The sequence below is a fragment of the Pelagerythrobacter marinus genome (assembly GCF_009827515.1).
In the GTDB taxonomy this organism is placed as follows: Bacteria; Pseudomonadota; Alphaproteobacteria; order Sphingomonadales; family Sphingomonadaceae; genus Pelagerythrobacter; species Pelagerythrobacter marinus.
In genome coordinates this window covers 437,522-463,224 of record NZ_WTYO01000002.1, presented here as the reverse complement: position 1 = coordinate 463,224, position 25,703 = coordinate 437,522, and the positions used below count along the sequence as shown (strand labels likewise).

The window sequence follows — 25,703 nt, the reverse complement described above, 5'->3', positions numbered from 1 at the left end:
GCGGGCGCGGTTCCTTGGATCGCGAGGTTAGATGAGGCCCCGTGCCATGTCGTCGGGTTCGGCGGACCCGCTGCCGTCGTCGCGCGCAAGCTCGCGGAATGCGCGGTTCTGCGACAGGTAGACGCGGCCGTTGAGTTCTTCGAGGAAATCGGTCCGCTCGAGGCGGTCCATCACCGGGCCCTTCACCTCAGAGAGGTGGAGGCCGATCCCGGCGTCGCCGAGCCGGTGATTGATCGCCTCGAGGCTTTCCAGCCCGGAGGCATCGATCTCGTTCACCGCGCTGGCCATCAGGATCACGTGGCGAACTTCCGGCTGGTCGGCGACGCGCTCGAGCACGTATTCCTCCAGCCAGCGGGCATTGAGGTAGGTGAGGCTCTCGTCGATGCGGATCGAGAGGACGTGCGGCACGGTAAACACCGAATGCCGTTCGACATTGCGGAAATGCTCGGTTTCCGGAACGCGGCCGACGATCGCCGCGTGGGGCCGCGATGCCCGCCAGAGATAGAGCAGAAGACCGACGGTGACGCCGGCGATGACGCCCATTTCCACGCCGGCGAGGAGGGTGATGGCGATCGTCGCCAGGTGGGCGGCGAAATCGGCCTTGGAATAGCGCCATAGCTGGGCCGGGGTCTTCAGGTCGACGAGGCTGAGCACCGCCACGATGATCGTCGCTGCGAGGGTAGCGACGGGCAGGGACGACAGCAGCGGCGTGAGGAACAGCGATGCGAGCGCAATCCCCCCGGCGGTAAACGCGCCCGCGGCGGGGGTCCGCGCGCCGGCGTCGAAATTGACTGCCGAACGGGCGAAGCCGCCGGTCACCGGGTACCCGCCCGAAAAGGCGCTGGCGACGTTCGCCGCGCCGAGGCCGACCAGTTCCTGGTCGGGGGAGATGCGCTGGCGCCGTTTTGCGGCGAGCGTCTGGGCGACGGAGACGCTTTCGACGAAACCGATGATCGAGATCAGCAGCGCCGGAACCCAGAGCCGTTCGATCAGCGAAAGATCGGCCGAAGGCACGGCGAAAGGGGGCAGACCGGATGGGATGGCGCCGACCAGATCGACCCCCTTCGCGCCGAGTTCCAGCAGGCTCGCGGCGAGGATCGTCAGCACGACCGCGATGACCGGTCCGCCCTTGGCCACGATGTCGGCCGCGCGGGGCGGCAGGCCGAGCGCCGTCAGCGCCCGCCCGAAGCCGCTGCGGACCCAGAACAGGAAGATCAGCGCGGGCACGCCGATGGCGATCGTCCAGGGGTTCGCCGCGCCGAGCGACATTGCGAGCGAACCGAGCATGGCGGGCCAGTTGTCGCCCCCGGCCTCGATTCCGACGATATGCTTGACCTGGCTGGTCGCGATGAGGACGCCGCTGGCGGTGATGAAACCGCTGATGACGGGATGCGAGAGGAGATTGGCCAGAAACCCGAGCCGCAGCAGGCCCAGAACGGTCAGCATTATCCCCGACAGGGCCGCGAGCGTAACGGCCGCTTCCAGGTATTCTGCCGTGCCGGGGGCCGCGACGGCCCCCGCGGCGGACGCCGTCATCAGGGACAGGACGGCGACCGGGCCGACGGCCAGCGTCCGGCTGGTCCCGAGGACCGCGTAAGCCACCAGCGGCAGGATCGAGGCGTAGAGCCCGACGATCGGCGGAAGGCCCGCGAGCAGCGCGTAGGCGAGACTCTGCGGGATGAGCATGATGGTGACGATGACCGCGGCGACCAGGTCGCTGGCAAGGACCGAGCGGTCGTAGGTCCGCGCCCATTCGAGGATCGGCAGGTAGCGGGCGAGCTTCGGGGCGGCCTCGGGCACTGTCCGGTCGCCGGGCTAGCGCCTGCCGGCGACCAGCCGCGCCAGGACCATCCCGGCCAGCATCGCGGCGACGAACGCCGCGGCCTTGGCAGGCTCGATCGCCAGGGCGGCAAAGCCGGGGCCGGGGCAAAGGCCGGCAATGCCCCATCCGACGCCGAACAGCGCCGATCCTGCAACCAGCCGCGGCGTCAGGTCGCTCTTGTCGGGGAGCGCGAAGGATCCGGTGAAGAGGGGCGCGCTCATCCGGCGCTGGATCGGCCAGGCCAGGGCCATGACGATCAGTGCACCGCCGATGACGAAGGCCAGCGTCGGGTCCCAGTCGCCGAACACGTCGAGAAACCCGCGCACGCGGGCCGGGTTGGTCATCCCGCCAATGGCCAGCCCTGCGCCAAAGAGGAGCCCGGACGCGCCGGCGACGAGTGCCGTGCGGTTCATGGCAGGACCTCCAGGCCGATCGCGTTCATCAGGGCCACGGTTGCAATACCCGCCGCCATGAAGGTCAGCGTCGCGACGATCGATCGCTGCGACAGGCGGCTTACCCCGCATACCCCGTGCCCGCTGGTGCACCCGCTGCCGAGGCGCGTGCCCAGGCCCACCAGAACGCCGGCGAGGAGGATCGGGCCGAAGCCGGTGAACTGCGCCTCGATCCCGCCGCTGGCGAGCACGACGATGAACGCGCCGAGCGGCAGCCCCGTGATGAAGGCCCATGCCGCGTTGCGCGGCGGCCCGCCATCGCTCAGGCCGAATGCGCGCGCGCCGAGGCCGGAAACGCCGGCGATGCGCCCGGCCCCCAGCAGCATCAGCGCCGCTGCCAGCCCGATGAGTATCCCGCCGAGGAGCCCGTCGAGCGGGGCGGCGTCGGGAAATGCCGGCAGGGTCATACCGCGTTCACCGGTATCTTGATGTAGCTGACCCCGTTGTCCTCGGGATCGGGCAGGCGTCCGCCGCGGATATTGACCTGGACCGAGGGCATGATGAGCTTCGGCATGGCCAGCTGCCGGTCGCGCCCGGTCCGCATTGCCACGAACTCTTCCTCGGTCACCCCGTCGCGGACGTGAACGTTCTCTTCGCGTTGCTGCCTGACCGTCGTTTCCCATGCGTATTCGTCGCGGCCGGGCGCCTTGTAATCGTGGCACAGGAACAGGCGGGTTTCGTCGGGGAGCGAGAGCAGCCGCCGGATCGAGCGATAGAGCTGGGCCGCGTCGCCCCCGGGGAAGTCTGCGCGCGCAGTCCCGAAATCGGGCATGAAGATCGTGTCGCCGACGAAGGCGGCATCGCCGAATATAAACGCCATGTCCGCGGGGGTGTGACCGGGAACGTGCAGGACGATCCCCTCGATCGCGCCGAGGGCGATGGTTTCGCCGTCCTCGAACAGGTGATCGAACTGCGACCCGTCGCGCTCGAAGTCGGTACCCGCGTTGAACAGCTTGCCGAAGACTTCCTGCACGCGAATGATCTCGCGCCCGATGCCGAGCTTCCCGCCCAGCCGTTCCTGGAGGTAAGGCGCCGCGGAGATATGATCGGCGTGGGCATGCGTTTCCAGGATCCACGCGATCTTCAGCTCGTGCCTGCGCACGTATTCGATCACCAGGTCCGCCGGCCCGTTGGATGTCCGGCCGGAAGCGGCTTCGAAATCGAGCACCGAGTCGATAATCGCGCCTTCGCCCGATGCGGGGTCGTGGACGACGTAAGTCACGGTATTCGTCGCCTCGTCGAAGAACCCCGCGATCGAGGGGCGAGCCGACTTGTCGCCGCTGGCCTGTTCGATGATCTCGGCGGCGCGCGATAGCGCCGGGTCCGGGCTGTCCATGATAACGATCTCGCCTCCTCGATCTGCCAACGCCGCAGCGCGCAATGGGTTTCGCCGTCGTGGCGGCGCCTGCGGCCCGGCGGCCTGCCACGGCCGCCCGGGTGCCCCGGCACGGGTAGATCTACCCCCGTTCTTGCAAATGACACAATCCGCGGGCCGGTTGTTCGGTGCGTTTTGCCACCGGGCCTGCCCGCAGCGAGCGGATTGTAATCTCGCCGCGTTATGGCAAGCTGCCGGGCAGGAGATGCACATGGCCAAGCTCGGTACAGGCATTGCCACGGCGGCTGCGCTGCTTTTCGCGGTGGCGGCCCACGGTCGCCAGGCGGCGGAGCCTTCGCGTTATGAAGGGCCGGTGATCGACGTCCATCTCCATGCGGACAGCGCGGGCCAGATCGGGCCGCCGGGGCAGTCGATCTGTCCGAAGGAGGGGCCGCTTCACCGGATGAACTTCGATGCGCGGGGCGACTGGCGGCGAGCGCTCGTGGAGCGCGGGCTCGACCCGCCGTGCGACGATCCGCTGGTCGGGGCGCCCAGCGATGCCGCGCTGCGCGACCTGACGATCGAGCAGATGCGCCGGTACAACGTGCGCGGGCTGGTGAGCGGCCCGGCGGAATACCTCGACGACTGGGTCGAAACGGCGCCCGACCTCTTCTGGCCCTCGACCAAGTTCTACCTCCCGTCGGACAGCACGCCTTCGCCGGAAGACCTGGCGGAGCGGCAAAGGCTGGGCACGCGGGTCGCGCTTTCCGAGATCGTCAACCAGTATGCCGGGATCGCCCCGGGCGATCCGCGCATGGCGCCTTACTGGGAAATGGCCGAGCGCGAGGAACTGCCGGTCGGCATCCACCTCGGCATCGGCCCCCCGGGCGCGGCCGCGCTCTATCCCGAGTTTCGCGCGATGAGCCCGCTGGAGCTCGACCCGGTGCTGCGCAGGCACCCCCGGCTGCGGATCTTCGTCATGCACGCGGGATACCCTTTCCTCGACGACATGAAGGCCATGCTCTACCTCTACCCGCAGCTGATGGTCGATACCGCGGTCCTGCAGTTCCAGATCCCGCGGGCGGAGTATTACGCCTATCTCGAAAGCCTGGTGAGAGCAGGATATTCCGACCGGATCATGTTCGGTTCGGACCAGATGGTCTGGCCCGGTGCGATCGGAGAGGGAATCGATGCCATCAACGATGCCCCCTTCCTGACTTTCGAACAGAAGAAGGCGATATTGCACGACAATGCCGCGCGCTTCCTCGGATTGCCGGACGGGGCGGACTGACGCGCCGCCAGCCCGCTGAGCCTTCAGTGCCCGCCGAAGCGCAGGCGGAACCCGCCGTTCAGGATGAAGCCTTCCAGCGGGGCCCAGGCATCGACGGTCCATTGCCCGCTCGCCGCTCGCCGCGGCAGCAGTAGCGGATCGTGCCTGGTCTGGCGCACGTCGAGCAGGTTTTCCGCGTTGACGAACAGGCTCACCCGGCCGAGCGCGATCTCGCCCAGCAGGCCGAGGTGGAGATAGGGGCGCGACCGCGTGCGGTAGGGATTGTCTTCCAGCGCCTGCCCGCCGGTGTAATAGGCCTCTATCCCGATGCGGCCCTTGCCATGCTCTTCCCACATGCCCACCAGCCCGGCGCTGTGCTTCGGCGTCAGCGGGACTTCGCGCCGCCCCATTCCCGAAGGATCGGGTTCGCTCGCATCGACGAAGACATAGCTGCCGGTCACGGTGAAGCCGTCCTGGCGGAAGCGTAGGAGAACCTCCGACCCGCGAACCCGCGTCGTCCCGGCGACATTCACCAGGCGAACCCGGTCGCTCGCAATCTCCTCCAGCCGGGTGGCGTTGTCGATATCGGCACCGAAAAGCGTGACGTTGGTTTCCCAGGGGCCATCGGCATACCCGACGTCGAGCGAGGCGGTGCGCGCGGTTTCCGCCGCCAGGTCGCGCGGCGGCTCCAGGCGCGAGAGACCGGCTGCCTCGATCGCGTCGACGAATGGCGTCGGGGCGAAGAACCCGCCGCCGAACGATCCGCGCACCGTCCACCGGCCAGGGCGGTAGAGCGCGGAAAGGCGGGGGCTGAAGCGCGTGCCGAAGACGTCGTGAAAATCGGCCCGACCGCTCGCCGCCAGCGTCAGGTCCGGCGCCGCTTCCTGCTCCACTTGCGCGAACAGGGCGGGCACGTCGTAGCTGTAGTCGAAGTCCGGGAAGGTCGCCGAACGGAAGCGGTCCTGCTGGAATGCCACCCCCGCGACCCAGGCGGTCGCCCCGTCGGTGGCGGCGACGGAGGCCTCGCCGAACAGGTTGGTGTGGCGATCGTCCTCCACCACGTCGCCGTAGCGATGGAGATGGTCCTGCCGCATGGCCGAAGCGCGCAGGTTGAGCGTGACCAAGCCCGAGAGCGGCGTCTGCGCGACGAGGCCGCCATCGAGGCGCTCGGTGTCCTGGAGCTGCGCGAAGGCACGGCCGTCGGGCGCGGTCCGGCCGGGCAGGGTGCCGCCGGCGCGTTCCTCCGCCATTGCGCCGAGCGTGAGGTAGAGCGACGAACCGTCCGCGCCGGTCCATTGCATCCGCGGCCGCGCCGTCACCCGGTCGTAGCCGGCCATGTCGTACCAGCCGTCGCCGTCGAGGTCCTGCCCGTCCTGGCGGTGCGCTCCCGCGGTCAGCGACAGGCCGGTATCGGCGCCCACCGGCCCGGCGAGATAGGCCGTGACGTCCTGCCCCCCGCGCGTGGTCGCATTGGCGAGCACTTCGGCCTCGAAAGCATCGCCGGGCCGCTTGGACACGAGATTGATAACCCCGCCCAGCGCGGAGGCGCCGTAGAGCGCGGAGGCGGAACCCTTGATCACTTCCACTTGCGCGAGATCGGTCGGCGGGATCTGCAGCAGGCCGAGCGATGCCGCCTGCCCGCCGTAGAGCGGCAGGTTGTCGGCAAGCAGCTGGGTATAGCGGCCCTCCAGCCCCTGGATGCGGATATTGGCTGCGCCCAGCGCGGGGGAGGTGACCTGCACGCGCACGCCCCCGGTCTCGTTCACCAGCATGGCGATGTTGCCGGGGCGCATGATCGCCTTCTCCTCGATCTCCTCCCCCGCGATCACTTCGACCCGGATCGGTTCGTCCTGCACGCGGCGGCCCGAACGGGTGCCTTGGACGATGATGACGTCGCCGTGGTCGCTCGCTTCGCCGTGGTGGTCGTCGCCAACCGCTTGGGCGCCCTCGCGGGCCTCGGGCTGGGCCTGGGCGGGGGAGGGGGAGGGGGCGAGCGAAACGGCGCAGGCGACGCCGGCGAGGAGGAACGAACCGAACGGAGATGTCACGGGGGAAGGGCTTTCTGATCTGCGGGAGGGAAAAGGAAGGGCGCCGGTCAGCGCGATTCCGGGTGGAGGATGGCCTCGAGGTCGGGCGGGATCGCCATCGGGGCGAAGGCGCTCACCCGGGCGCGGCCGACGTTGCCCGGGGGCAGGCGGCCGGTGAGGTTGCCGATCGGGGCGAGCGTCAGCCGTATGGCTTGCCCGGCCGCCTCGCGCCAGTCGCGCAGGCGCAGCGCGAGGCGCAGCATGGCCCAGTGCGATCGGCAATGCGGGATCGGTCGCGCCTGGGCGACGACATGCGCGCGTTCGAGGTGGCGCCAGGCGGCCGCGATGTCGCCGGCCTGCTCGGCGGTCCGGGCAGCGCGGTATTCGCCTGCAAGGAAGCGGGCGATGCGGGCGGGGCGATCTTCAGCCATGGGCCAGCTCGCGCCGCGCCTGGGTGAAGACTTGCGCGCTGCCCCAGATCGCGAGGCCAGCGACAAGGGTGGCCACCAGCAGATCGGGCCAGGCGCGGCCGGTCCCGAACACGCCGGCCGCAGCCGCGAGCACGGCGAGGTTGCCGATCGCGTCGTTGCGCGAACAGATCCAGACGGACCGCATGTTGGCATCGCCGCCGCGATAGCGGAACAGGAGGAGCGCGACTGTCAGGTTGACCGCCAGCGCCAGCGCGCCGACCAGGCCCATGGTCTGCGCCTGCGGGGCCGAACCGACGACCAGGCCGTGCACCGCGTAGCTGAGGACCCAGAGACCGAAGGCGAGCATCGTCGCGGCCTTCACCAGGGCGGCCCGGGCGCGCCAGGCCAGCGCCAGCCCGGCCACCCCCAGGCTGATCGCGTAATTGGCTGCATCGCCGAGGAAATCGAGCGCATCGGCCTGCAGCGCGCGCGAATCGGCGGCGAGGCCGGCCACCATCTCCAGCGCGAACATCGCCGCATTGGCGAGCAGCGCGAGCCACAGGATCGCCCGCCAGCGCGGGTCGTCGTGCGCTGTCGGCGCGGTTCCGGATGCCTGGCAGCAGGATTTTTCCATGCCGCTTCCCTTTGCAACGTCGAGTCGCGGCGCCATATGCACCCTGTAGCAACTACAGGGTCAAGCAATGCGTATCGGCGAACTGGCAAGGGCGACGGGCACGAGCGTGGAGACCATCCGCTATTACGAGCGCGAGGGGATCATTCCGGCTGCCGACCGCGCCGACAACAACTATCGCGACTATTCACCCGAACACCTGGCGACGCTGACTTTCGTCCGGCGCGCGCGAGGCCTGGGCTTCAGCATGGCGCAGGTCCGCGCCCTGCTCGCCCTGTCGGCAGACGCCGATACGCCCTGCGCCGATGTCGATCGCATGGTCCAGTCGCAGATCGAGGAAGTGGACCGCCGGATCGGGGACCTGGAGGCGATGCGCGCGCAGTTGAGCGGCATGCTGGCCGCCTGCGGCGGACGCAGGATCGGCGATTGCGGGGTGGTGGAAAGCCTCGCCAACCGGCCGCCCGCGAACTGATCCCTCCCGCCGGCCTGCACCTCCCGGCTTGCACTTGCCCGCGCGGCCGGCGGATGGACAGCCAGGGCGCCGTGCCATAGCTTCGCCGTCATGAGGTGGCGCCAGCTTGTCTGCATCGTCCTGTTCGTTCTCGCCGCGCCGGGCAATGCGCGGGCCATCCTGATCGACAACGTCAGCGTCATCGACGTCGCACGCGGCGAGGTTCGCGCGGATCGGGCCGTGCTGATCCGGGGCGGGCAGATCGCGGCGGTGGGCGAAGCGGGCACGCTCGCGCCGGACGGTGCGGCGCGCGTGGTCGACGGGGCAGGGGGATATCTCATCCCCGGCCTGTGGGACATGCACGTCCATACCTCGTCCGACGAGACGACCCGCGCGGTGCTGTTCCCCCTGTTCCTGGCGCACGGGGTGATCGGCGTTCGCGATCTCCTGGGCGATTGCCTGGCACCGTGCTGGGAGCTTTCCAGCTCGCTTGCCGACGCGCGCCGGCGCGAAGCCGACATTGCCGCCGGGCTGCTCGCCGGTCCGCGGGTGGTAGGGGGCAGCGTCTTTGCCAATGGCAAGGCCGACAATCCCGCCGCCGCGACCGATACGCCGGAAAGGGCGCGGCAGTTCGTTCGGCTCGCGGCCGCGCGCGGGGCGCAGTTCATCAAGCCTTACGACCTGATCCCACGCGATGCATACCTGGCCCTGGTCGACGAGGCGCGATCGCTGGGCCTGCCGGTTTACGGCCACGTGCCGGTCGCGGTTTCCGCCGGCGAGGCGGTCCGGCTGGGCCAGGACAGCATCGAGCATCTGGGCGGCGGCAACTACCTGGAGGCCTGCTCGGCGCGCGAGGATATCTTGCGCCCGCAGGTCGTGCGCCAGGCCCTGTCGGAGGAGCCGCGCCTCTTTCCCCTGATAGAGGCGCTGGTCGAAAGCACCGCCCCGGCCGAGTGCGCGGCCGCGATCGATCTCCTGGCGCGAAGCGACACCTGGCTGACGCCGACGCTGGTCCTGCACCGCCTGCCGGGCGAGATGGGGGCCGGGGCGTGGCACGGCGATCCGATGGCGGCCTATCTCCACCCGGGAGAGCGCGCCTACTGGCACAGGGCCAAGGCCACTTTCGACCTCGTGCAGGGCAGCGACGAACAGCGGCGCGGCTACAACCTGTGGGTGCGCGAGACCGCGCGGCGCATGCATGCAGCGGGGGTCAAGATGCTCGCCGGGTCCGACGCGGGTGCGCCCGGGGTGTTCTGGGGCCAGGCCCTGCACCAGGAGCTGGAAATGCTGGTTTCGATCGGGTTGTCGCCGGCAGAGGCGCTTCGCAGCGCGACGCTCGGCCCGGCGGAGTTTCTCGGCGAAGCGGGCGTGGCGGGAAGGATCGCCCCCGGAATGCGCGCCGACCTCGTGCTGCTCGACGAAAACCCGCTGGCCGATATCCGCAATACCCGCAGGATCCGCGCCGTGATCGCGCGCGGCCGGCTGTTCGATCGGGCCGAACTCGACGCCCTCCTTGCCCGCGCGCGCGCCTTCGTCGCCCGGGCCGACGCGGCGGCCGGCGGCGAGTGACCCCGCCGTGGCGCACGCGCTCGCCGCCGGTCGTTACGGACGCGCGGCGAAGCGCAGGGCGCGGGGCATGGCGGCGGTGACGATCGAGGCGTGGTCCTCGTCCGGGTAGAGGTGGAACTCGGCCCGCGCGCGCGGGTGGCGGGCGATCCGTTCGGCCAGGTCGCGGGCATTGGCCGTCATGCGCCGCGACTTGCGCCGTTCGAGGGCGCTTTCGCTGCCCGGCAGGCCCGCCTGCCACGGGGGCAGTTCGCCTTCCCATTCGCCCGCCGCGAGGAAGGCTTGCGGGCCGAGTTCGGCGATCCGGTCGATCCCGGCGAAGAGCGCTTCGCGGTCCCACCAGATCGAGGGGCTGAGCGCGACGTGGCGATGGAAGAGCGCGGGGCGCTGCGCCAGCGACCAGAGGGTGAAGTAGCCTGCCAGCGAGTGGCCGAAGAGCGTGCGGCGCGCGACGTCGAGCGGCGCTGCCTCGTCGAGCTGCGGCAGAACGGTGCGCTCGAGGAAGTCGAGGAAGGCCGGTGCCTGTCCGTTCGCCTGCCGTTGCCCTTCGCCGCCGCCGGGCGTGGCGAAGTCGCGCCGCCGGGCCTGCGTGTTCGCCGGATCGCGGGCCGCGAGGCCGGCCACTGCCATCGCGCGCACGCCGGTGGCATCGCTGCGGCGGGCCATTCGCTGCATGGTCTCGACCGCGGTGGCCATGCACATCTGTGCTTCCAGCAGGAGCAGGAGCGGCCAGCCGGCGGCGGGCATATCGCCTTCGGGTATGGACAAGTGCAGCGTGTAATCGTCGCCATGGCCGCCGGCGGGCAAGGGCAGGGCGCGCAGGTTCGCCGCCGGGTTTGCAGGGGCAGTCATCGGGCGCGATCTCTATTGCACTTTACAATCATTCTCAATTACCCGATGGGGCGGGAATGCCGATCTGCACGGGATAGCGTCCATCGTGGCTGGAACCAATGCAACTTCCATCGCGGCGCCCGGCCGCGCCGCCCCGGCCATGCCGGCCCTGTTGGCCTGCCTGCTCGCCGCGCTCCTGGCCCTGGCCGGCTGCGCGCCGGGCGACAGCGTGGCCGAGGCCAGGGGCGGCCTGACGCTGACCGACATGCGCGGCCGCACGGTCGAACTAGCGGGGCCGGTGCAGACCATTGCCATCGACGACAGCCGCTATCTCGTCGCGCTGGCGCTGATCGATCCGAAGCCGGTTTCGCGGCTGGCGGCCTGGGCCCACGATTCGAACCGTCTCGGGCGCGAAGGGCATCGCGCTTTCCTCGCCAGCGAGCCGGCGCTCGACGGCCTGCCGCGCATCGCCAGTTCGGCCGAGAACTTCGACGTCGAATCGGTCATCGCCGCGCGCCCCGACGTTGCCGTGCTCTCGGTCGAGAGCGGGGTCACCGATTCGCAGATCGCGCGCGTCGAGGCGGCCGGCATTCCGGTGGTCGTGCTCGATTTCTTCGCCGATCCGATGGACAACCTGGAACCGAGCCTGCTCGCGCTGGGCGAGCTGATCGGGCGCGAGGAGGCCGCCCGGCGGTTTGTCGAGTATCGCCGCCAGCGGATGGACGCCATTGCCGCCCGCCTGGCGGACCTGCCCGAGAGCCGGCGGACGCTGGTATTCCTCGAAGCCCATGCCGGCAGCAGCCCCGATTGCTGCAACTCGCCGGGGCGCGGGAATGCCAGCGACTATCTCGAATTCGTCGGCGGGCACAATATCGGTGCCGACGCGATCAGGCAGGCTTCGGGCAAGCTCAACCTCGAATACGTGATCGCGCGCGATCCGCAGGTCTATATCGCCACCGGCGGCCCGCACCTGGAAGCGCGCGGGGGGTTCGTGGTCGGCGCCGCATTCGACCGGGCGGAGGCCGCGCGATCGCTGGAGCAGGTCGCCGCGCGCCGCGGGATAGCGCACCTGCGCGCGGTGCGTGACGGCCGCGTCCACGGCTTTTCGCACCAGCTGCTCAATTCCCCGCTCGATATCGTGGCGATGGAAGTCTTCGCCCGCTGGCTTCACCCCGAGATCTTCGCCGACCTCGCGCCCGAGCGCACGCTGGAGGAGCTGAACGACCGCTTCCTCGCGGTCCGCTACGACGGCACGTACTGGGTTTCACTCGAGAATTGACCGCGTCCTTCAGACAGGAGAACGACCTTGCGTAACGCACTTCACACCACCGCCGCCCTCGCGATCGGGGCCATGCTCGCCGCGGCGCCGCTCGCCCCCGGCCACGCCAGCGCGCAGGCAGTATTCGCCGAGACCGACCGCACGGTGGAGGCCGAGGTGCGTTTCGACGCGGCCGAGGCGCGCGCGCCGATCGTCGCGGGGGACGAAGTGCGGATTTCGGGCAGCGGGTTCCGTCCCGGGCAGGCGGTCCTGCTCAACTACGGCACGAAGCCGCTGACCGCGCAGCCGCTGGTGGCCGACGCCGAGGGCGCGATCGCCGGCAGCTTTACCCTGCCCGAAGACGCGAGCGTGGGGATCCACCCGGTCGTCGTCATCGCGCAGGAACCCTATGTCGCCACGATCGCGGAACTGAAGATCTCGCCCGACATCCCGCTTTCGGGCGAATCGCGCTACGACATCGCGCGGGCCCTGCCGGCGCGGGGGCTCTACCAGTCGGCGCTGAGCGCGCGGAACGGCGCCATTTTCACCACTTCGGCCATCGGCCGGCCGCCGGTCCGCCAGTCGCAGATCACCAAGCTCGACGCGCAGACGCTCGACGTGCTGGCCCGGGCGACCCCGGCCGCGGCGCCCGCGCGCCCGGGGCGCGACGGCACGATGCGCGATGGGGGCGTGTTCGCGGTCTATGGTCTCGACGTGGATGACAGCAAGGATACCGTCTGGGTCACCAATACCCGGCAGGATACCGTCGCCATCTATCGCCAGTCCGATCTCGCGCTGGTCAAGCAGTTCGATCCGGGCACCGTCTATCACGCGCGCGACGTTCGCGTGCACGAGGGGCTGGGCAAGGCCTATGTCAGCGCGACCTTCACGCCCGAAGTGGTCGTGTTCGACACTGCCACCAACGAAGAGGCGGGACGGATCTCGATCCCCTCGGGCAAGCGGCGCGAGGAATTCGGCACCGCCAGCCTCTCGCTCGACGAGGCGGCCAATCGCCTCTACGTCGCCGGGCTGGGCACGGCCGAAGTCGCGGTGATCGACACCGCCAGCGACGAAGTGCTCGACGTCTTCCCCGTTCCCGGTGCGCGCAGCGTGATCGGCGTCTCGCACGATCCGCAGACCGGGCGCATCTTCGTCGCCGCGCAGGGCAGCGACAACCTCGTGATCCTCGATGGGGAGAGCGGAGAGGTGATCGCCGATACGCCGGTCGGTGCGGGCGCGCTGAACGTCGTGTTCGACCCGGTGACGCGGCATGCCTATGTCGCCAGCCGCGGCGCGGGTACGATCACGGTGACCGATGCCGATGGCGCCATCGTCGCCAACCTCGGCCCCGCGCCGCTGGCGAACCACGTCTCGCTGGGACTGGACGGGACGATCTACGCGGTCGACAAGTCCGCCGGCGCGCGGGAGGCGGACGCCGACCAGCTGCTGCGCATTCGCCCGCGCTGATCGCGCTGCGGCGGCGGGGCGCGGGGCTATCGAGGCCTTCCGCTCCGCCGCCCCTCGGCCCTTTGCCGGCCGCGCTGGCCGGCCTAGAGGATATCGTCGATCGCGATTGCCAGGCCGCTGCCGGTGCGCGTCACCGTGCCGGAAACCTGGTACACTTGCGCCAGCCGTTCGGCGGTGATCGCCTCTTCCGGCGGGCCTTCGGCCGCGACTTCGCCACCTGAAAGCAGGACGACCCGGTCCGACCAGCGCGCCGCCATGGCGAGATCGTGCAGCACCATGATCACGATCATCCCGCTCTCGCGCACGATCTCGCGCACGAGCTTCATCACGCGCAGCTGGTAATGCAGGTCGAGCGCACTGATCGGCTCGTCCAGCAGCAGGACGCGCGGCCGGCGCACGAGCGCCTGGGCGAGCGAGGCGAGCTGCCGCTGCCCGCCCGATAGGTGGCCCAGTTCTTCCATCGCGAGATGGCCGATCCCGACGCGTTCGAGCGTGTCGAGCGCGGTTTCGGCGAGGTGCGCCTGGCCGGCATCGCCCGGGGGCGCGGCACGCATCGCGCTGATCGTCGCCTCGATCACCGAGAGGCCGATGCGCTGCGGCAGGTTCTGCGGCATGTAGCCGACCAGCCGGGCATGTTCGGCCAGCGGCATCCCCACCAGTTCGCGCTCGCCGAGGCGGATCGAACCGCTGGCCGGCTGGAGCCCGGCGAGTGCGCGCAGGAGCGTCGTCTTGCCGGCGGCGTTGGGCCCGAGCAGCGAGATCATGCTGCCCGGCTCGATCGGGCCGAGATCGACCTGGCGCACGACGGCCTTGCCGTCGTAGCCGGCTTCCAGCCCGCGCACGCCCAGCGTCCCGGCCGCGTGGCTATCCCCGCGCGCGGTCATACCCGGTCGGGCCTTCGCAGGATGAGCGCGAGGAACACCGGCACCCCGATCATCGAGGTCACGATCCCCACCGGCAGCAGGACGCCGGGCACGATCAGCTTGCTGGCGACCGAGGCGAGCGACATGATCAGCGCCCCGGTAAGGATCGATGCCGGCAGCAGGAAGCGGTGATCCTCGCCCAGCAGCAGCCGCGCGATGTGCGGGCCGACGAGGCCGACGAACCCGATCGTCCCGACGAAGGCGACCGAGGTGCCGGCAAGCGCGCTGATCCGCAGCAGCGAGAAGAACCGCAGCCGGCGGACATCGACCCCGAAGCTGCGCGCGCGGTCTTCACCCAGCCGCATGGCGGTCATCGCGTTGGCCGCCCGCAGCGAGAAGGGAAAGGCGAGCGCGCAGACCGCGGCCAGCACGGCGACGCTTTCCCAGGTCGCCCGCCCGAGCGCGCCCATCGTCCAGAACACCAGCTGCGACAGCGCCTCCTGCGAGGCGACGAATTGCAGCAGGGCGACCGCGGCGTTGAAGGTGAAGACGAGCGCTATGCCGAACAGGATGATGCCCTGCGTGCCCGCCGCCCGGCCGCGGGCCAGCGCCTCGAGCAGGAGGACCGAGCCGAAGGCGCAGGCGAAGGCATTGACCGGGACGATCCAGTCGCCTCCCAGCCCGGGCAGCCCCAGGCCGAGGACGATGCCGAGCGCGGCCCCGAACGAAGCGGCCGATGAAACGCCGAGCGTGAACGGGCTGGCCAGCGGGTTGTCGAGGATCGTCTGCATCTCCGCCCCCGCCAGCGACAGCGCCGCCCCGACCAGCAGGGCCATCAGCGCCATCGGCAGGCGCACGTCGCGGATGATCGTCACCGCCGGCAGGTCCAGCCGGCCGGGGAAGAACAGCCCGTCCCACACCTCGCGCAGCGGCAGGGCGGAAGGGCCGGTCGATATGTCGAAGCCGAGCGCGAGCACGCTCGCGCCCAGCAGCACGAGCAGCAGGACGAGGCGCCTGCGCACGAGCCGGCCATAGGCCGCGATAGTGCGATCGCGCTGGCTGCCGGGGGGAAGGGGGCCGGAATTCAGTTGCGGTCTCCCGGATTGGGGCCGGGGGATGGAAACCCGGGCAAATTCTGGCATTGGCGGTTGGCGAAGCGGCCCTGCCAAGTCAAGCGGCCGGGGCAGCCCAGGTGCGCGCCCCGGACATCGGAGAAGACATGAACGACATGACGATTGCCCCCACGCTGGCCGAGGCCATGATCGGCTGGCGGCACGAGATGCACCGCAATCCCGAACTCGCTTTCGAGGAACGGTGGACATCCGCCTTCGTGCTGGACCGGCTGCGCGAATTCGGGCTCGACCCGGTGGGCGGCCTCGGCGGAACCGGGGTGGCCGCGATCGTCGACAGCGGCCGTCCGGGCCCCTCGATCGCCCTGCGCGCCGACATGGATGCCCTCCCGATGGAAGAGCAGACCGGGGCCGATTATCGCTCCACCCGGTCGGGGGTGTCGCATTCCTGCGGCCACGACGGGCACACGGCGGCCCTGCTGGGCACCGCGCGGCACCTGGCCGAACACCCGCCGAAGACGGGCCGGGTCGTGCTGATCTTCCAGCCGGCGGAGGAGAACGGCAAGGGCGCGCGGGCGATGATCGCCGACGGCCTGCTGGAAAACTTCGCGTTCGACGAGGTTTACGGTTTCCACAACATGCCCCTGCTCGATCCCGGCCAGGCGGGAATCAGGCCGGGCGCGGTGCTGAACGGCTATATCGTCTGGGAAGTGACCGTCACCGGCCTCGGCGGGCACGGTGCGGCCTTCTACAAGGCGATCGACCCGCTCCAGGCGGCGGCGCGGCTGGCGGTGGAGATATCCTCGGTCGTCGGGCGCTACGTCGATCCGGCGCAGGCCGCCCTGATCAATGTCGGTTCGCTCCAGGCCGGGACGAACCACAACATCATTCCCGAGACGGCGCGCCTTTCGGGGACGCTGCGGGCGGTGGAGCCGGAAGTCCAGGCCCTGCTGTTCGACCGGCTGGAGAAAGCCTGCGCGGGGATCGCGGAAATGACCGGCTGCCGCGTGGAGTGCACGAAGCGGGCCGAAGTGCCGCCGTGCGTGAATGCACCCGTGGCGGTGGAGCATGCCGCGCGCGCCTGCGCCGCCGTCCTGGGAGAGGGCGGGATCGTCGCCGACCACCCCGCCTACCCGTTCACCGACGACATGGCGCTCCTCCTCCAGGCCGCGCCGGGGGCCTATCTCTTCCTGGGGCAGGACAGCGCGATGTGCCACAACCCCGATTACGATTTCGACGACGCCCTCCTGCCGGTCGCCTCGGGCATTTTCGTGCGCCTCGTGCGCGACCGTCTCGGATGATCGGCCGCGCGGGCGGGCGAGCCGACGTGCAGTGGCGCGACACGGCCGAACGCTACGGCGCGGTCTCGCGTTTCCTGCACTGGACGATGGCGACGCTTTTCGCGTGGCAGTTCGCCGGCATGGCAATCAAGGAGATCGTCGGCCGCACGCCGTTGACGCGGTTCTGGGTCGGCTCGCACGCCTCGGTCGGGATCGTCCTGCTGGCGCTGGTCGTGGTGCGGCTGGGCTGGGCGCTGGCCCAGCGCCGCCGCCGGCCGCCCTATCGCGCCGGGGCGGCCGGCCTTGCCGCGCGTGGCGGGCACTTCGCGCTCTATGCCCTGATGCTCGCGGTTCCCCTACTCGCACTGATGCGGGCGATCGGGCAGGCGCGGCCGATCGCCGTCTTCGGGATCACGCTGCGCGGGCCGCGCGAGGGGGAGATCGGCTGGCTGACCGCACCGGCTGACTGGCTGCACGGCAACCTCGCCTGGCTGCTCCTGGCCCTGGTCGCGGGCCACGCGTCGATGGTGCTGGTCCATCGCCGCCGGGGCTACGACATCGCGGCGCGCATGATCGGGCGCAAGGCGCCACCCGGCATCCGGCGTCAGGCGCGCAGGGTCGCGCCCCCGTCGACGTAGAGATCGGCCATCGTGACATGGCCCGCGCGGTCGGAGAGAAGGAAGATCACCGCCTCGGCCACGTCGTCGGGCGTGGCCAGCTTGCCCAGCGGGATGCCGGTCTTGAACTGCTCGGGAAAGCCGGCGATCACTCGACTGGCGCCGTCCTCGTCGGCCCACATCCCGGTCTGCATCGGGGTCAGCGTCGATCCCGGAGCGACGGTGTTGCAGCGCACGCCGTAGGGCGCGAGCTCCAGCCCCAGGCAGCGCATGAACATGTGGCTTGCCGCCTTCGACGCGGCGTAGGCGGCCATCGCCTGGCGCGGAACCCCGGCCGCGTTGGAGCCGACCGTCACCAGGCTGCCCCGGCGCCGCTCGCGCATTCGGCTGGCAAGCGCACGGCAGAGGTGAAACACGCCGTCGGCGTTGACCGCGAAGACGCGTCGCCACTCGGCGTCGTCGGTTTCCCACACCGGGCGGTGGGACAGCACGCCGGCCACGTTGACGCCGAGGTCGATCGGGCCGCGCTCGCGCTCCACGCGTTCGACCAGCGCCTCGACCGCGGCGCTGTCGGTCACGTCGAGCGCCTCGATTCCATCGCCCGCGGCGACATCGGTGGCCACGACCTGCGCCCCTTCCTCGCGCAGGAGCCGCACGACGGCAGCGCCGATACCCCCGGCCGCGCCGGTTACCAGGGCGGTGCGGCCGTCGAGGCCGGTCGGTCGGGTCATGCGACGATCCTTTCGCGTTCCAGCATCCGCCGGGCGAGTTCGGGCGCGATCAGCGCGCTGGCCTGCGCCCCGGGGAGTTGCGGGTGGAGGAAGGGCACGCCCAGTGCGTCCACCGCGTTGCAATGCGGCCGCCAGAGGTCCGCCACGAGGTGCGGGCGGTCGGCGTGGTCGGCATCGGCGCGCACGTGCGTCAGGGTCCCGCCGAACGGGCGGTGGCGATGGTTGCGCACGAGGCGATTGGTATCGAGCACCGCGCGAATGACCCCGTCCTGCACCGCCGGCGGCAGGTTGCCGAGGACGCTGTCCCCCGCGCGCAGGAAGGCGATGACCTTGGCCCGCGTGTCCAGTTCTGCGTGGCTGTCGGGATCGTATCCGGCGATCGCCAGCAGGGCGCGCAGCGCCTCGGCCTCGGTCGGCTCGGGCTCCGCCTGCCAGCATTCGGCCGGATAGGCGTCGAGCAGGGCGACCAGCCCGACCTCGCGCCCCCGGCTCTCCAGCTCCACCGCCAGGGCCTGCGCGATCACGCCGCCGACCGACCACCCGCCCAGATGGCACGGGCCGGCCGGGTGGCAGGCCTCCAGCCGGTCGGCATATTCGGCGGCGAGGGCATCGATACTGTCCGGCAGACCGCGCGCCGGATCGAGCGCGGGCGACTGCAGCGCATGGACCGTTCGCGCCGGGTCGAGCGCACGGGCGAGCGTGCGATAGCCCCAGCCGATTCCCCCCGCCGGGTGGACGAGAAACAGCGGCGCGCGACCGCCGCCGGCGCGGGCCAGCGTGATGACCGGAGCCAGTCCTTCGTCGCGAATCGCCGCGCCGCCCGCGATCCGGCGCGCGAGCGAGGCGATGTCGGGCGCCTCGAACAACGCGCCGAAGCCCGGATCGTGGCCCCATTCCTCGGCAATGCGCAGCATGAGCTGCACCGCGAGCAGCGAATCGCCCCCGAGGGCGAAGAAATCGTCGTCGCGGCCCGGCGGCCCGTCGAGCGGCAGGATCTCGACATAGAGCGCGGCCAGGCGCTGCTCGTCCGGCCCTTTCGGCGCGTTTCCGCCGCCGCTCGCGAACCGAGGGGCGGGTAGGGCCTTTCGATCCAGCTTGCCATTGGCGGTGACCGGCAGGCGCGGCATCTCGACCAGCGCGGCGGGTACCATGTAGTCGGGCAGGCGTGCGGCCAGCATGTCGCGCAGCGTGTCCGCGTCGTAGCCGTCGCCGGGCACAATCCAGGCCACGATCCGGCCGTCGCGCGCCATCACCGCGGCGGCGCGGGTCAGTCCGCTGTCGGCGATCGCGGCCTCGATCTCGCCCAGTTCGATCCGCAGGCCGCGGATCTTGACCTGGTGATCGTCGCGGCCGAGGAAGACCACAGCGCCGTCTTCCCGCCGCCGGGCAATGTCGCCGGTGCGATAGAGCCGCTCCCCCGGGTGGAAGGGATCGGCCACGAACCGCTCCGCCGTCAGGTCGTCGCGGCCGAGATAGCCGCGCGCCAGCTGCACCCCGCCGAGGAACAGCTGCCCCGTTGCGCCCGGGGGGACGGGGCGCATCCGGTCGTCGAGAATCATCAGCCGGGTGTTCCAGACCGGGTGGCCGATCGGGATCGGACGCGACCGGTCGCCGGGGCCGGCATCCCAGTGGCTGACGTCCACCGCTGCCTCTGTGGGGCCGTAGAGGTTGTGGAGCTGCGCGGCGAGCCGCCGGTGGAAGCGGTCGCGCAAGTCGGCGGGCAGTTCCTCCCCGCTGCAGAACACTCGCGCCGGGGCCAGCCCCTTGCTGCCGGGCACGTCGAGGAAGGCCGAGAGCATCGAGGGTACGAAGTGGACCGCGGTGATCCCCTCGTCGCGGATCAGCGCGGCGATCGCCGTGGGATCGCGGTGCGCGCCGGGCGGCGCGACCACCAGCGTCCCGCCCGAAACCAGCGGAAGGAAGAACTCCCACACCGAGACGTCGAAAGTCGCCGGCGTCTTCTGCAGTACGCGGTCGCCCGGGCCGAAGCCGTATTGCGTCTTCATCCACAGCAGGCGGTTCACGATCGCGCGATGCGGGACGACGACGCCCTTGGGCGCGCCGGTCGATCCCGAGGTGTAGATGACATAGGCCGGATGGTCGGGGGCGAGGTGCGGCCGGTCCGGTTGCTGCTGCTCCGTTGGACCCCCGGCGGGCTGGCTGCCAGTGACCCAGTCGCCGGGCGCGAGCAGGCGATCGCCATGGATTTCATGCGGATCGTCCTCGGCCAGGACGGCGACCGGTGCGGCGTCGCGCAGAATCGTCGCCAGCCGCGCCGGCGGATGGTCGGGGTCGAGCGGAAGATAGGCCGCGCCCGCCCTGAGCGTGCCGAGCAGCGCGATCACGAGTTCGGGAGAGCGCGGCAGGGCGACCGCGACGGTCCGGTCCGGCCCCGCGCCGCGCCGGCGCAAGGCGTCGGCCAGTTCATGCGTGCGACGGTCGAGCTCGCGATAAGTGATCGAAGCGCCGCCGAACCGCATCGCTTCCGCGTCGGCGTGATCGGCCAGGGCCTGTTCGACCAGCCGGCACAGCGTCGTCTCGGGAACGGGGTGGGCGGTGTCGTTGAACCGCTCGATCTCGCGCGCGGCCTCGTCCGGGGTGGCGGTGTCGAGCTCGGCCAGGCAGGCGGCGTTCGCCGCGCGGGCCAGAAAGCATTCCAGCCGCGCGGCATGGGCTTCGATCGCGTCCTGCCCGTAGAGTTGCGGGTTGGCGTCCACTTCGAGCGTGATCGCCGCCCCGATCTCGCCGCGGAAGGTGAAGGCGATATCCTCGACCGGCCCGGTTCCGGTAACCCGGAGGCGCGCGTCGAGCCCGGCGAAACGCGGGGGCTTGTCGTAAGGCTGGACGTTGACCAGCGGGCCGTAGAGCCGCCGGTTGCCGCCCAGCAGGCCGAGGTCGCGCCGCATCTGCTCGCTGCGATAGCGGCCATGCCGCCGCGCGGCTTGCAGTCGCTGCCCCGCCTGCCGCACGAAATCCTCCAGCGGCAGGTCCTCGTCCGGGGCGAGACGGAAGGGCAGGACATTCATCACCATCGCCGGAACGCGCGCCGCGGCGCTGCCGAAGCGGCCCATGTGGGGCACGCCGGCGACGATCTCCGGCCCTTCGACGAACCGCTTGCAATAGGCGGCGACCAGCGCGGTGAGAACATCGGGCCAGGGAACGCGCGCCCGCGCGGCCAGCGCGCCGACGGCCTCGCGCGCCGTATCGGCCATCGGCTGTTCGTGGCGCAGGAAATCGTGCGCCGTCACCGCCCGCCCGGGGGCCATGCCGGCGACTTCGTCCATGCCGGAAAGCGCCTCCATCCACCACGCGCGATCCTGTTCGCGGCGGGCGCTTGCCCGGTACTCGCCATCCTCTGCCCAGACCGTTTCTAGCGCGCCGAACGGGCGGCCGCCATCCGCCTCGCCGGCGCGAAACGCGGCGTAGAGATCGGCCACGCGGCGGGTCAGCATGACCATGCCGTACCCGTCGTTGGCGAGGTGGTGGACCTGCTGCGACCAGACGTGCCGATCCGGCCCGGTGCGATAGAGCGTCTGCGCCGCGATCGGCCCCCGGGCGAGGTCGGCCGGGGTCTTCATCGCCGCCGTGATCGCGGCGCGGGCCGCGACCTCGGGCGCGTCCTCGGCCGAAAGGTCGACCACCGACAGGCGCGGTGCGCTGCCGAGCGCCTGGACCGGGCCGTCGGGCCCGTCGCGGAACACCAGCGAGAGCGCCTCTGCCTCCGCGCTCGCGCGGTCGACCGCCCGGCGGAAGGCATCGAGGTCCAGCGGCCCCGACAGTTCGACGTACTGGCCGGTGTTGAAGATCGGGTTCGCGGGATCGAGGGCCTGCGAATACCACAGGCCCGATTGCGCTTCGGTCAGGGGGCGTGCCTGGCCGCTCAAGCCGGGGCCTTGCCCTGCCGCGCCTGCGCGAGCGCGTGGATCTCCGCCAGCGTCTGCGCTTCGCCGAGGTCGGCGAAATCGAGCGGCAGGCCCCGCTCTTCCCATTGCGCGGCGAGGTTCATCGCGCGCATCGAATCGAGCCCGGCGTCCATCAGGTTCGCATCGTCGGCCAGGTCGGCCGGCGCGATTTCGAGGATGTCGGCGATGTCGGCGCGCAGCGCCTCGCGGGAAATGTCAGTCATCCGATCGTCTCCAGAACCTGCCGGGCGCTCAGCACCACGCCGCTGCAATTGGCAACCGTGCGAATGGCCGTGTCGTGCCACGCGCGCGAAAAATCGGCCACGGCATCGGCTACCATGAAAGGCTGGATATCGCGCTGGAACGCCTCGAGCGCGGTCGCCTGGCAGCCGATGTGGGCATAGACGCCGCAGATCACCAGCTGGTCGCGCCCGCGCGCGCGCATCAGCGTTTCCAGGTTGCTGCGCTGGAACGCGCTGTACCGGTGCTTGACGAGGATGAAGTCCTCCGCCCGCGGGGCGAGGGCGGGCGCGATTTCCTCGTGCTCGGGCGCGGCTTTCATCCCCGGCCCCCACAGATCGGCCTGCAGCCCGCGGTCGCGCCGGTCCTGCGCCCCCTTCTGCGCCGTGTAGAACACCGGCATCCCGGCGCGGCGCGCGGCGTCGAGCAGGGCCGTGATCCGCCCCTCGATCGCGCTGGCCGGGCTCTCCCCGGCCCCGAAAGCGGCGAGGAAATAGCGCTGCATGTCGTGGACGAGCAGCGCGGCCCGCGCCGGGTCGAGCCGCCAGTCGGCGCGCGAGGGGGGAAGCTCGTCCGCGGCGGGCAGCGCATAGGGCGCGATCGCGGGAAGCCGGGCCGCGTCGCTCATGCCTGGGCCCCGTTCGTCAGCGCCTCTTCGCGCAGGCGCGCGCGCAGTTCCTTGCGACTGATCTTGCCCACCGCGGTCGTGGCGAAGCCTTCGACGAACACGATCTGGTCCGGCACCTTGAACGCGGCGATGTCGCGCGCGCGCATCCAGCGCTTGATCTCTGCCGCCGGTGGTGCATCGCCCTCGGGCACGATGAAGGCGCAGATCCGCTCCCCCAGGAACGGATCGGGCAGCGAGACGACGGCGGCATCGAACACGTCGTCGCGCGCCAGGAGGTGATCCTCGACTTCTTCGGCCGAGATCTTCTCGCCCGCGCGGTTGATGTGGTCGCTCGCCCGCCCCCGCACGACCAGGTTGCCTTCCGCGGTGCGCGCCACGACGTCGCCGGTGCGGTAATAGCCGTCGTCGGTGAAGGCACGCGCATTGGCGGCCGGATCGTCGTGGTAGGCGCGGATCGTGTAGGGGCCGCGGGTCAGCAGGTTGCCCGGCTCCCCCTCGGCCACCGGCGCGCCCCTGTCGTCCACGATCAGGATCTCGTCGTCGGGGGAAATCGGCCGCCCCTGGGTGTGGACGATCACGTCCTCCGGGTCGTCGAGCCGGGTATAGTTGACCAGCCCTTCGGCCATGCCGAACACCTGCTGCAGCGTGCAACCGAGTTCGGGCCGCACGCGCCGGGCCGCCTCGGGCATGAACTTTGCACCGCCGACCTGCAGCACCTCCAGGCTGGAGATGTCGTGCCCACTACGCGCCGCGGCGCGCAGCCACAGCAGGGCCAGCGGGGGGACGAGCCCGGTGATCGTCACGTTCTCCTGCTCGATCAGGGGAAAGGCGACATCGGGCGAAGGGCTGGGGGCCATGACGATCGTCGCGCCGGCGTGGATCGCGCCGAATATCCCGGGCGAGCTCATCGGGAAATTGTGGGCCACCGGCAGCGCGGCGAGATAGACGCTGTCCTGCGTCAGGCCGCAGATCGCGTTGCTCGCGCGGATCGAATAGAGATAGTCGTCGTGGGTGCGCGGGATCAGCTTCGACAGGCCCGTGCTGCCGCCGGAGATCTGGACCAGCGCGACGGCGCCCGGGTCGGCCTGCAACGGTGCGGCCGGGGGCGCATCGCCGGGCCCCTCGATCGCTTGCCAGGGACCGGGATCGCCGGCCACGAACACGCGCGATACCGCCGGCACCGCCTGCTGCAACTGGCCGGCGAGGTCGCGGTAGTCGAACCCGTCGTGCCGGTCCGCGATGACGAGCGCCTGCGCCTGCGCCTTGCGGGCGAAATGGGCAAGTTCGGTCAGGCGATGCGCGGGCAGCGCGAAGACCGGGATCATCCCGGCGCGGAACAGGCCGAACACGACCTGGAGGAACTCGGCCCGGTTGGGCATCTGCACGACGACCCGCGCCCCGGGTTCCAGCCCCGCGGCGCGGAAGGCGGCGGCCGTGCGGTCCGCGCGTTCGAGCAGTTCGGCATAAGTCCACCGGCGGGCCTGGCAGACGACGGCGGTGCGCCCGGCGTGATCGCGCGCCACGCGTTCGATCACCTCGCCGAAGGTTTCCCCCGTCCAGTAACCGCGCGCGCGATAGTGCGCCGCGAGGTCATCGGGCCATTGCTGCATCAGTGGCTTCACTTAGCCTGCCTCCACCGCCTGGCGCGGCTTGTCCGTGACGCCCAGCGCGCGCAGCATGGCGCGGAACTTGGCCGCCGTCTCGTGAACCTCGTCGTCCGGCACGGAGCCTTCGACGATCCCCGCGCCCGCGTGCAGCGTGATCCGCGGCCCTTCGATCTGTGCGCAACGCAATGCCACGTACCACTCCCCATCGCCGTGCGAATCGACGTGCCCGACCGCACCGGCGTAGAATCCCCGGTCGTGGCTTTCCAGTTCGCGAATGGCCTCCAGTGCCCGATCGCGCGGGTGGCCGCCGACTGCCGGGGTCGGGTGCAGCAGGGCCGCGAGCCCGGCCGAAGTCGGCGCGTCGGCTGATTTCAGCCGGCCTTCGATCCGCGTGCCCAGGTGCCACATGGTCGCGGTGGAGCGCAGGCCCATGCCGCCCGGGCTGCCCAGCTCGCTGCACAGCGGGGCGAGGAGGTCGAGGATGTATTCCACCGTGATCGCGTGTTCGCGGCGATCCTTGTCCGATGCCATCAGGGCGCGGGCGCGCTCGCGATCCTGTGCCGGCTCGCGCCCGCGCGGGATCGACCCGGCGAGCGGTTCGGACGCCACCATGCGCCCGCTGCGCGAGACGAGAAGTTCCGGCGTCGCGCCCATCAGCAGTCTCGGCTCTCCGCCCCTGTCGGGCTGCAGGTCCAGCCGGTAGGCGGTGATATCGGGATCGAGCGACAGGATCGCCAGCAGGCGTTCGAAATCGGGCTGCTGCGCGGCCTCGAGCACGACCTGACGGGAGAGCACGACCTTGCGCAGCCCGTTGCCGCCCGCGATCCGCGACAGCGCGCGTTCGACCATGGCGGAATATTCGGCGCGGGAGGGGATTTCGCGCAGGTCCCTGTCGGAAAAGAGCCCCATCGATCCGGTGCCGGTTTCCCGGGGCGGCAATTCGCGCGACAGCAGCTGTTCGGGTTGGTAGAGCAGTTCCGGCCGGCCCGGCTCGAACGGCAGCGCGCCGACCAGCGTGCCGGGGCCTTGGCCCGCGGTGCCTTCCAGCGCCTCGCGCACGCGCCGGTCCAGCGTCGCGCGTTCGCCCGGGCGCAGGCGGTGCCTCAGGCCGGTGGCGCAAAGCTCTCTGCCGGCGCGCCGCAATACGAACACCACGATTATCCTTTCACACCCTGGGCTCCTCCGCAGGTAGGGAGATTGCCTCGCAATAGCAACACCGGCATTTGATTTCGGAGCCGCGATCCGCAAGGTCTGGCCCGCTGGAA

23 protein-coding genes are annotated in these 25,703 nt (G+C 70.8%); 7 read left to right on the top strand and 16 right to left on the bottom strand.

Translation table 11 applies throughout. The features are described 5' to 3' along the window. Positions 1-27: 27 nt before the first annotated feature. The 4 genes from GRI72_RS06065 to GRI72_RS06050 are packed head-to-tail and all read right to left on the bottom strand — an operon-like array spanning position 28 to position 3,610. Positions 28-1,800: a sulfate permease gene (locus GRI72_RS06065; protein ID WP_160733031.1), complete on the bottom strand. Its 1,773-nt coding sequence runs from the start codon at positions 1,798-1,800 to the stop codon at positions 28-30. Positions 1,801-1,815: 15 nt separating this feature from the next. Further along, positions 1,816-2,235: a DUF6691 family protein gene (locus tag GRI72_RS06060; protein WP_160733030.1), complete on the bottom strand. Its 420-nt coding sequence runs from the start codon at positions 2,233-2,235 to the stop codon at positions 1,816-1,818. After that, positions 2,232-2,681 carry a YeeE/YedE family protein gene (locus tag GRI72_RS06055; RefSeq protein WP_160733029.1) on the bottom strand — a complete coding sequence of 150 codons (450 nt, stop codon included), beginning with the start codon at positions 2,679-2,681 and terminating at the stop codon, positions 2,232-2,234. Before GRI72_RS06055 ends, GRI72_RS06060 begins: the two co-directional genes overlap by 4 nt. Further along, positions 2,678-3,610: an MBL fold metallo-hydrolase gene (locus tag GRI72_RS06050; protein ID WP_160733028.1), complete on the bottom strand. Its 933-nt coding sequence runs from the start codon at positions 3,608-3,610 to the stop codon at positions 2,678-2,680. The genes GRI72_RS06055 and GRI72_RS06050 overlap by 4 nt, the downstream gene beginning before the upstream one ends. Before the next feature lie 250 nt (positions 3,611-3,860). On the opposite strand from GRI72_RS06050, the gene GRI72_RS06045 reads away from it, so the two are divergent. Continuing rightward, positions 3,861-4,880 carry an amidohydrolase family protein gene (locus GRI72_RS06045; RefSeq protein WP_160733027.1) on the top strand — a complete coding sequence of 340 codons (1,020 nt, stop codon included), beginning with the start codon at positions 3,861-3,863 and terminating at the stop codon, positions 4,878-4,880. A 23-nt stretch (positions 4,881-4,903) separates the two neighbouring features. Here the strand turns inward: GRI72_RS06045 and GRI72_RS06040 are convergent, their stop codons facing one another. The 3 genes from GRI72_RS06040 to GRI72_RS06030 are packed head-to-tail and all read right to left on the bottom strand — an operon-like array spanning position 4,904 to position 7,930. Further along, positions 4,904-6,907, bottom strand: a complete 2,004-nt coding sequence (locus tag GRI72_RS06040; protein ID WP_160733026.1) for a TonB-dependent receptor domain-containing protein — start codon at positions 6,905-6,907, stop codon at positions 4,904-4,906. Positions 6,908-6,954: 47 nt separating this feature from the next. After that, on the bottom strand, positions 6,955-7,317 hold the full coding sequence (locus GRI72_RS06035; RefSeq protein WP_160733025.1) for a DUF3703 domain-containing protein: 363 nt from the start codon (positions 7,315-7,317) through the stop codon (positions 6,955-6,957). Continuing rightward, on the bottom strand, positions 7,310-7,930 hold the full coding sequence (locus GRI72_RS06030; RefSeq protein ID WP_160733024.1) for a cation efflux transmembrane domain-containing protein: 621 nt from the start codon (positions 7,928-7,930) through the stop codon (positions 7,310-7,312). Before GRI72_RS06030 ends, GRI72_RS06035 begins: the two co-directional genes overlap by 8 nt. A 67-nt stretch (positions 7,931-7,997) precedes the next feature. Here GRI72_RS06030 and GRI72_RS06025 point away from each other — a divergent pair, with 67 nt between their 5' ends. Both GRI72_RS06025 and GRI72_RS06020 read left to right on the top strand, forming a co-directional pair. Beyond that, positions 7,998-8,399 carry a heavy metal-responsive transcriptional regulator gene (locus tag GRI72_RS06025; RefSeq protein WP_160733023.1) on the top strand — a complete coding sequence of 134 codons (402 nt, stop codon included), beginning with the start codon at positions 7,998-8,000 and terminating at the stop codon, positions 8,397-8,399. 90 nt (positions 8,400-8,489) lie between these two features. Beyond that, positions 8,490-9,947: an amidohydrolase family protein gene (locus GRI72_RS06020; protein ID WP_160733022.1), complete on the top strand. Its 1,458-nt coding sequence runs from the start codon at positions 8,490-8,492 to the stop codon at positions 9,945-9,947. Positions 9,948-9,980: 33 nt separating this feature from the next. On the opposite strand, the gene GRI72_RS06015 is transcribed toward GRI72_RS06020, so the two are convergent. Continuing rightward, entirely contained in the window at positions 9,981-10,796 is an 816-nt protein-coding gene (locus GRI72_RS06015) for an alpha/beta hydrolase (protein WP_160733021.1), read from the bottom strand. Positions 10,797-10,935: 139 nt separating this feature from the next. Here GRI72_RS06015 and GRI72_RS06010 point away from each other — a divergent pair, with 139 nt between their 5' ends. Together GRI72_RS06010 and GRI72_RS06005 are read left to right on the top strand one after the other, a co-directional pair. Next, positions 10,936-12,054 (top strand): ABC transporter substrate-binding protein, encoded by a 1,119-nt coding sequence (locus GRI72_RS06010; protein ID WP_160733020.1) that lies wholly within the window; start codon positions 10,936-10,938, stop codon positions 12,052-12,054. Between the two features lie 27 nt (positions 12,055-12,081). Next, the gene (locus GRI72_RS06005; RefSeq protein ID WP_160733019.1) at positions 12,082-13,500 is read left to right on the top strand and encodes a YncE family protein; all 1,419 of its coding nucleotides are present in this window, start codon (positions 12,082-12,084) and stop codon (positions 13,498-13,500) included. Between the two features lie 83 nt (positions 13,501-13,583). Here the strand turns inward: GRI72_RS06005 and GRI72_RS06000 are convergent, their stop codons facing one another. Both GRI72_RS06000 and GRI72_RS05995 read right to left on the bottom strand, forming a co-directional pair. Further along, on the bottom strand, positions 13,584-14,384 hold the full coding sequence (locus GRI72_RS06000; protein ID WP_160733018.1) for an ABC transporter ATP-binding protein: 801 nt from the start codon (positions 14,382-14,384) through the stop codon (positions 13,584-13,586). Further along, positions 14,381-15,385, bottom strand: coding sequence for a FecCD family ABC transporter permease (locus GRI72_RS05995; protein WP_251105543.1), 1,005 nt, complete (start codon positions 15,383-15,385; stop codon positions 14,381-14,383). Before GRI72_RS05995 ends, GRI72_RS06000 begins: the two co-directional genes overlap by 4 nt. A gap of 197 nt (positions 15,386-15,582) precedes the next feature. Between GRI72_RS05995 and GRI72_RS05990 the strand changes: the two genes are divergently transcribed. Beyond that, the gene (locus GRI72_RS05990; RefSeq protein WP_160733016.1) at positions 15,583-16,734 is read left to right on the top strand and encodes a M20 metallopeptidase family protein; all 1,152 of its coding nucleotides are present in this window, start codon (positions 15,583-15,585) and stop codon (positions 16,732-16,734) included. After that, complete coding sequence (locus GRI72_RS05985) at positions 16,731-17,351, top strand: cytochrome b (RefSeq protein WP_160733015.1); 621 nt, start codon at positions 16,731-16,733, stop codon at positions 17,349-17,351. The genes GRI72_RS05990 and GRI72_RS05985 overlap by 4 nt, the downstream gene beginning before the upstream one ends. On the opposite strand, the gene dhbA is transcribed toward GRI72_RS05985, so the two are convergent. Genes dhbA through GRI72_RS05955 form a run of 6 tightly spaced genes read right to left on the bottom strand, consistent with a single transcriptional unit; the run spans position 17,318 to position 25,590 of the window. Then, positions 17,318-18,061 (bottom strand): 2,3-dihydro-2,3-dihydroxybenzoate dehydrogenase, encoded by a 744-nt coding sequence (gene dhbA, locus GRI72_RS05980; protein ID WP_160733014.1) that lies wholly within the window; start codon positions 18,059-18,061, stop codon positions 17,318-17,320. The two genes, GRI72_RS05985 and dhbA, sit on opposite strands and share 34 nt — an antisense overlap. After that, a complete protein-coding gene (locus tag GRI72_RS05975; RefSeq protein ID WP_202388948.1) occupies positions 18,058-21,945 on the bottom strand; it encodes a non-ribosomal peptide synthetase in 3,888 nt (1,295 codons plus the stop codon). The genes dhbA and GRI72_RS05975 overlap by 4 nt, the downstream gene beginning before the upstream one ends. Next, positions 21,942-22,187 (bottom strand): phosphopantetheine-binding protein, encoded by a 246-nt coding sequence (locus GRI72_RS05970; RefSeq protein ID WP_160733012.1) that lies wholly within the window; start codon positions 22,185-22,187, stop codon positions 21,942-21,944. The genes GRI72_RS05975 and GRI72_RS05970 overlap by 4 nt, the downstream gene beginning before the upstream one ends. Further along, entirely contained in the window at positions 22,184-22,831 is a 648-nt protein-coding gene (locus GRI72_RS05965) for an isochorismatase family protein (protein ID WP_160733011.1), read from the bottom strand. The genes GRI72_RS05970 and GRI72_RS05965 overlap by 4 nt, the downstream gene beginning before the upstream one ends. Beyond that, positions 22,828-24,453, bottom strand: coding sequence for an AMP-binding protein (locus tag GRI72_RS05960; protein ID WP_160733010.1), 1,626 nt, complete (start codon positions 24,451-24,453; stop codon positions 22,828-22,830). Before GRI72_RS05960 ends, GRI72_RS05965 begins: the two co-directional genes overlap by 4 nt. Next, complete coding sequence (locus GRI72_RS05955) at positions 24,454-25,590, bottom strand: isochorismate synthase (protein ID WP_160733009.1); 1,137 nt, start codon at positions 25,588-25,590, stop codon at positions 24,454-24,456. Positions 25,591-25,703: the final 113 nt, after the last annotated feature.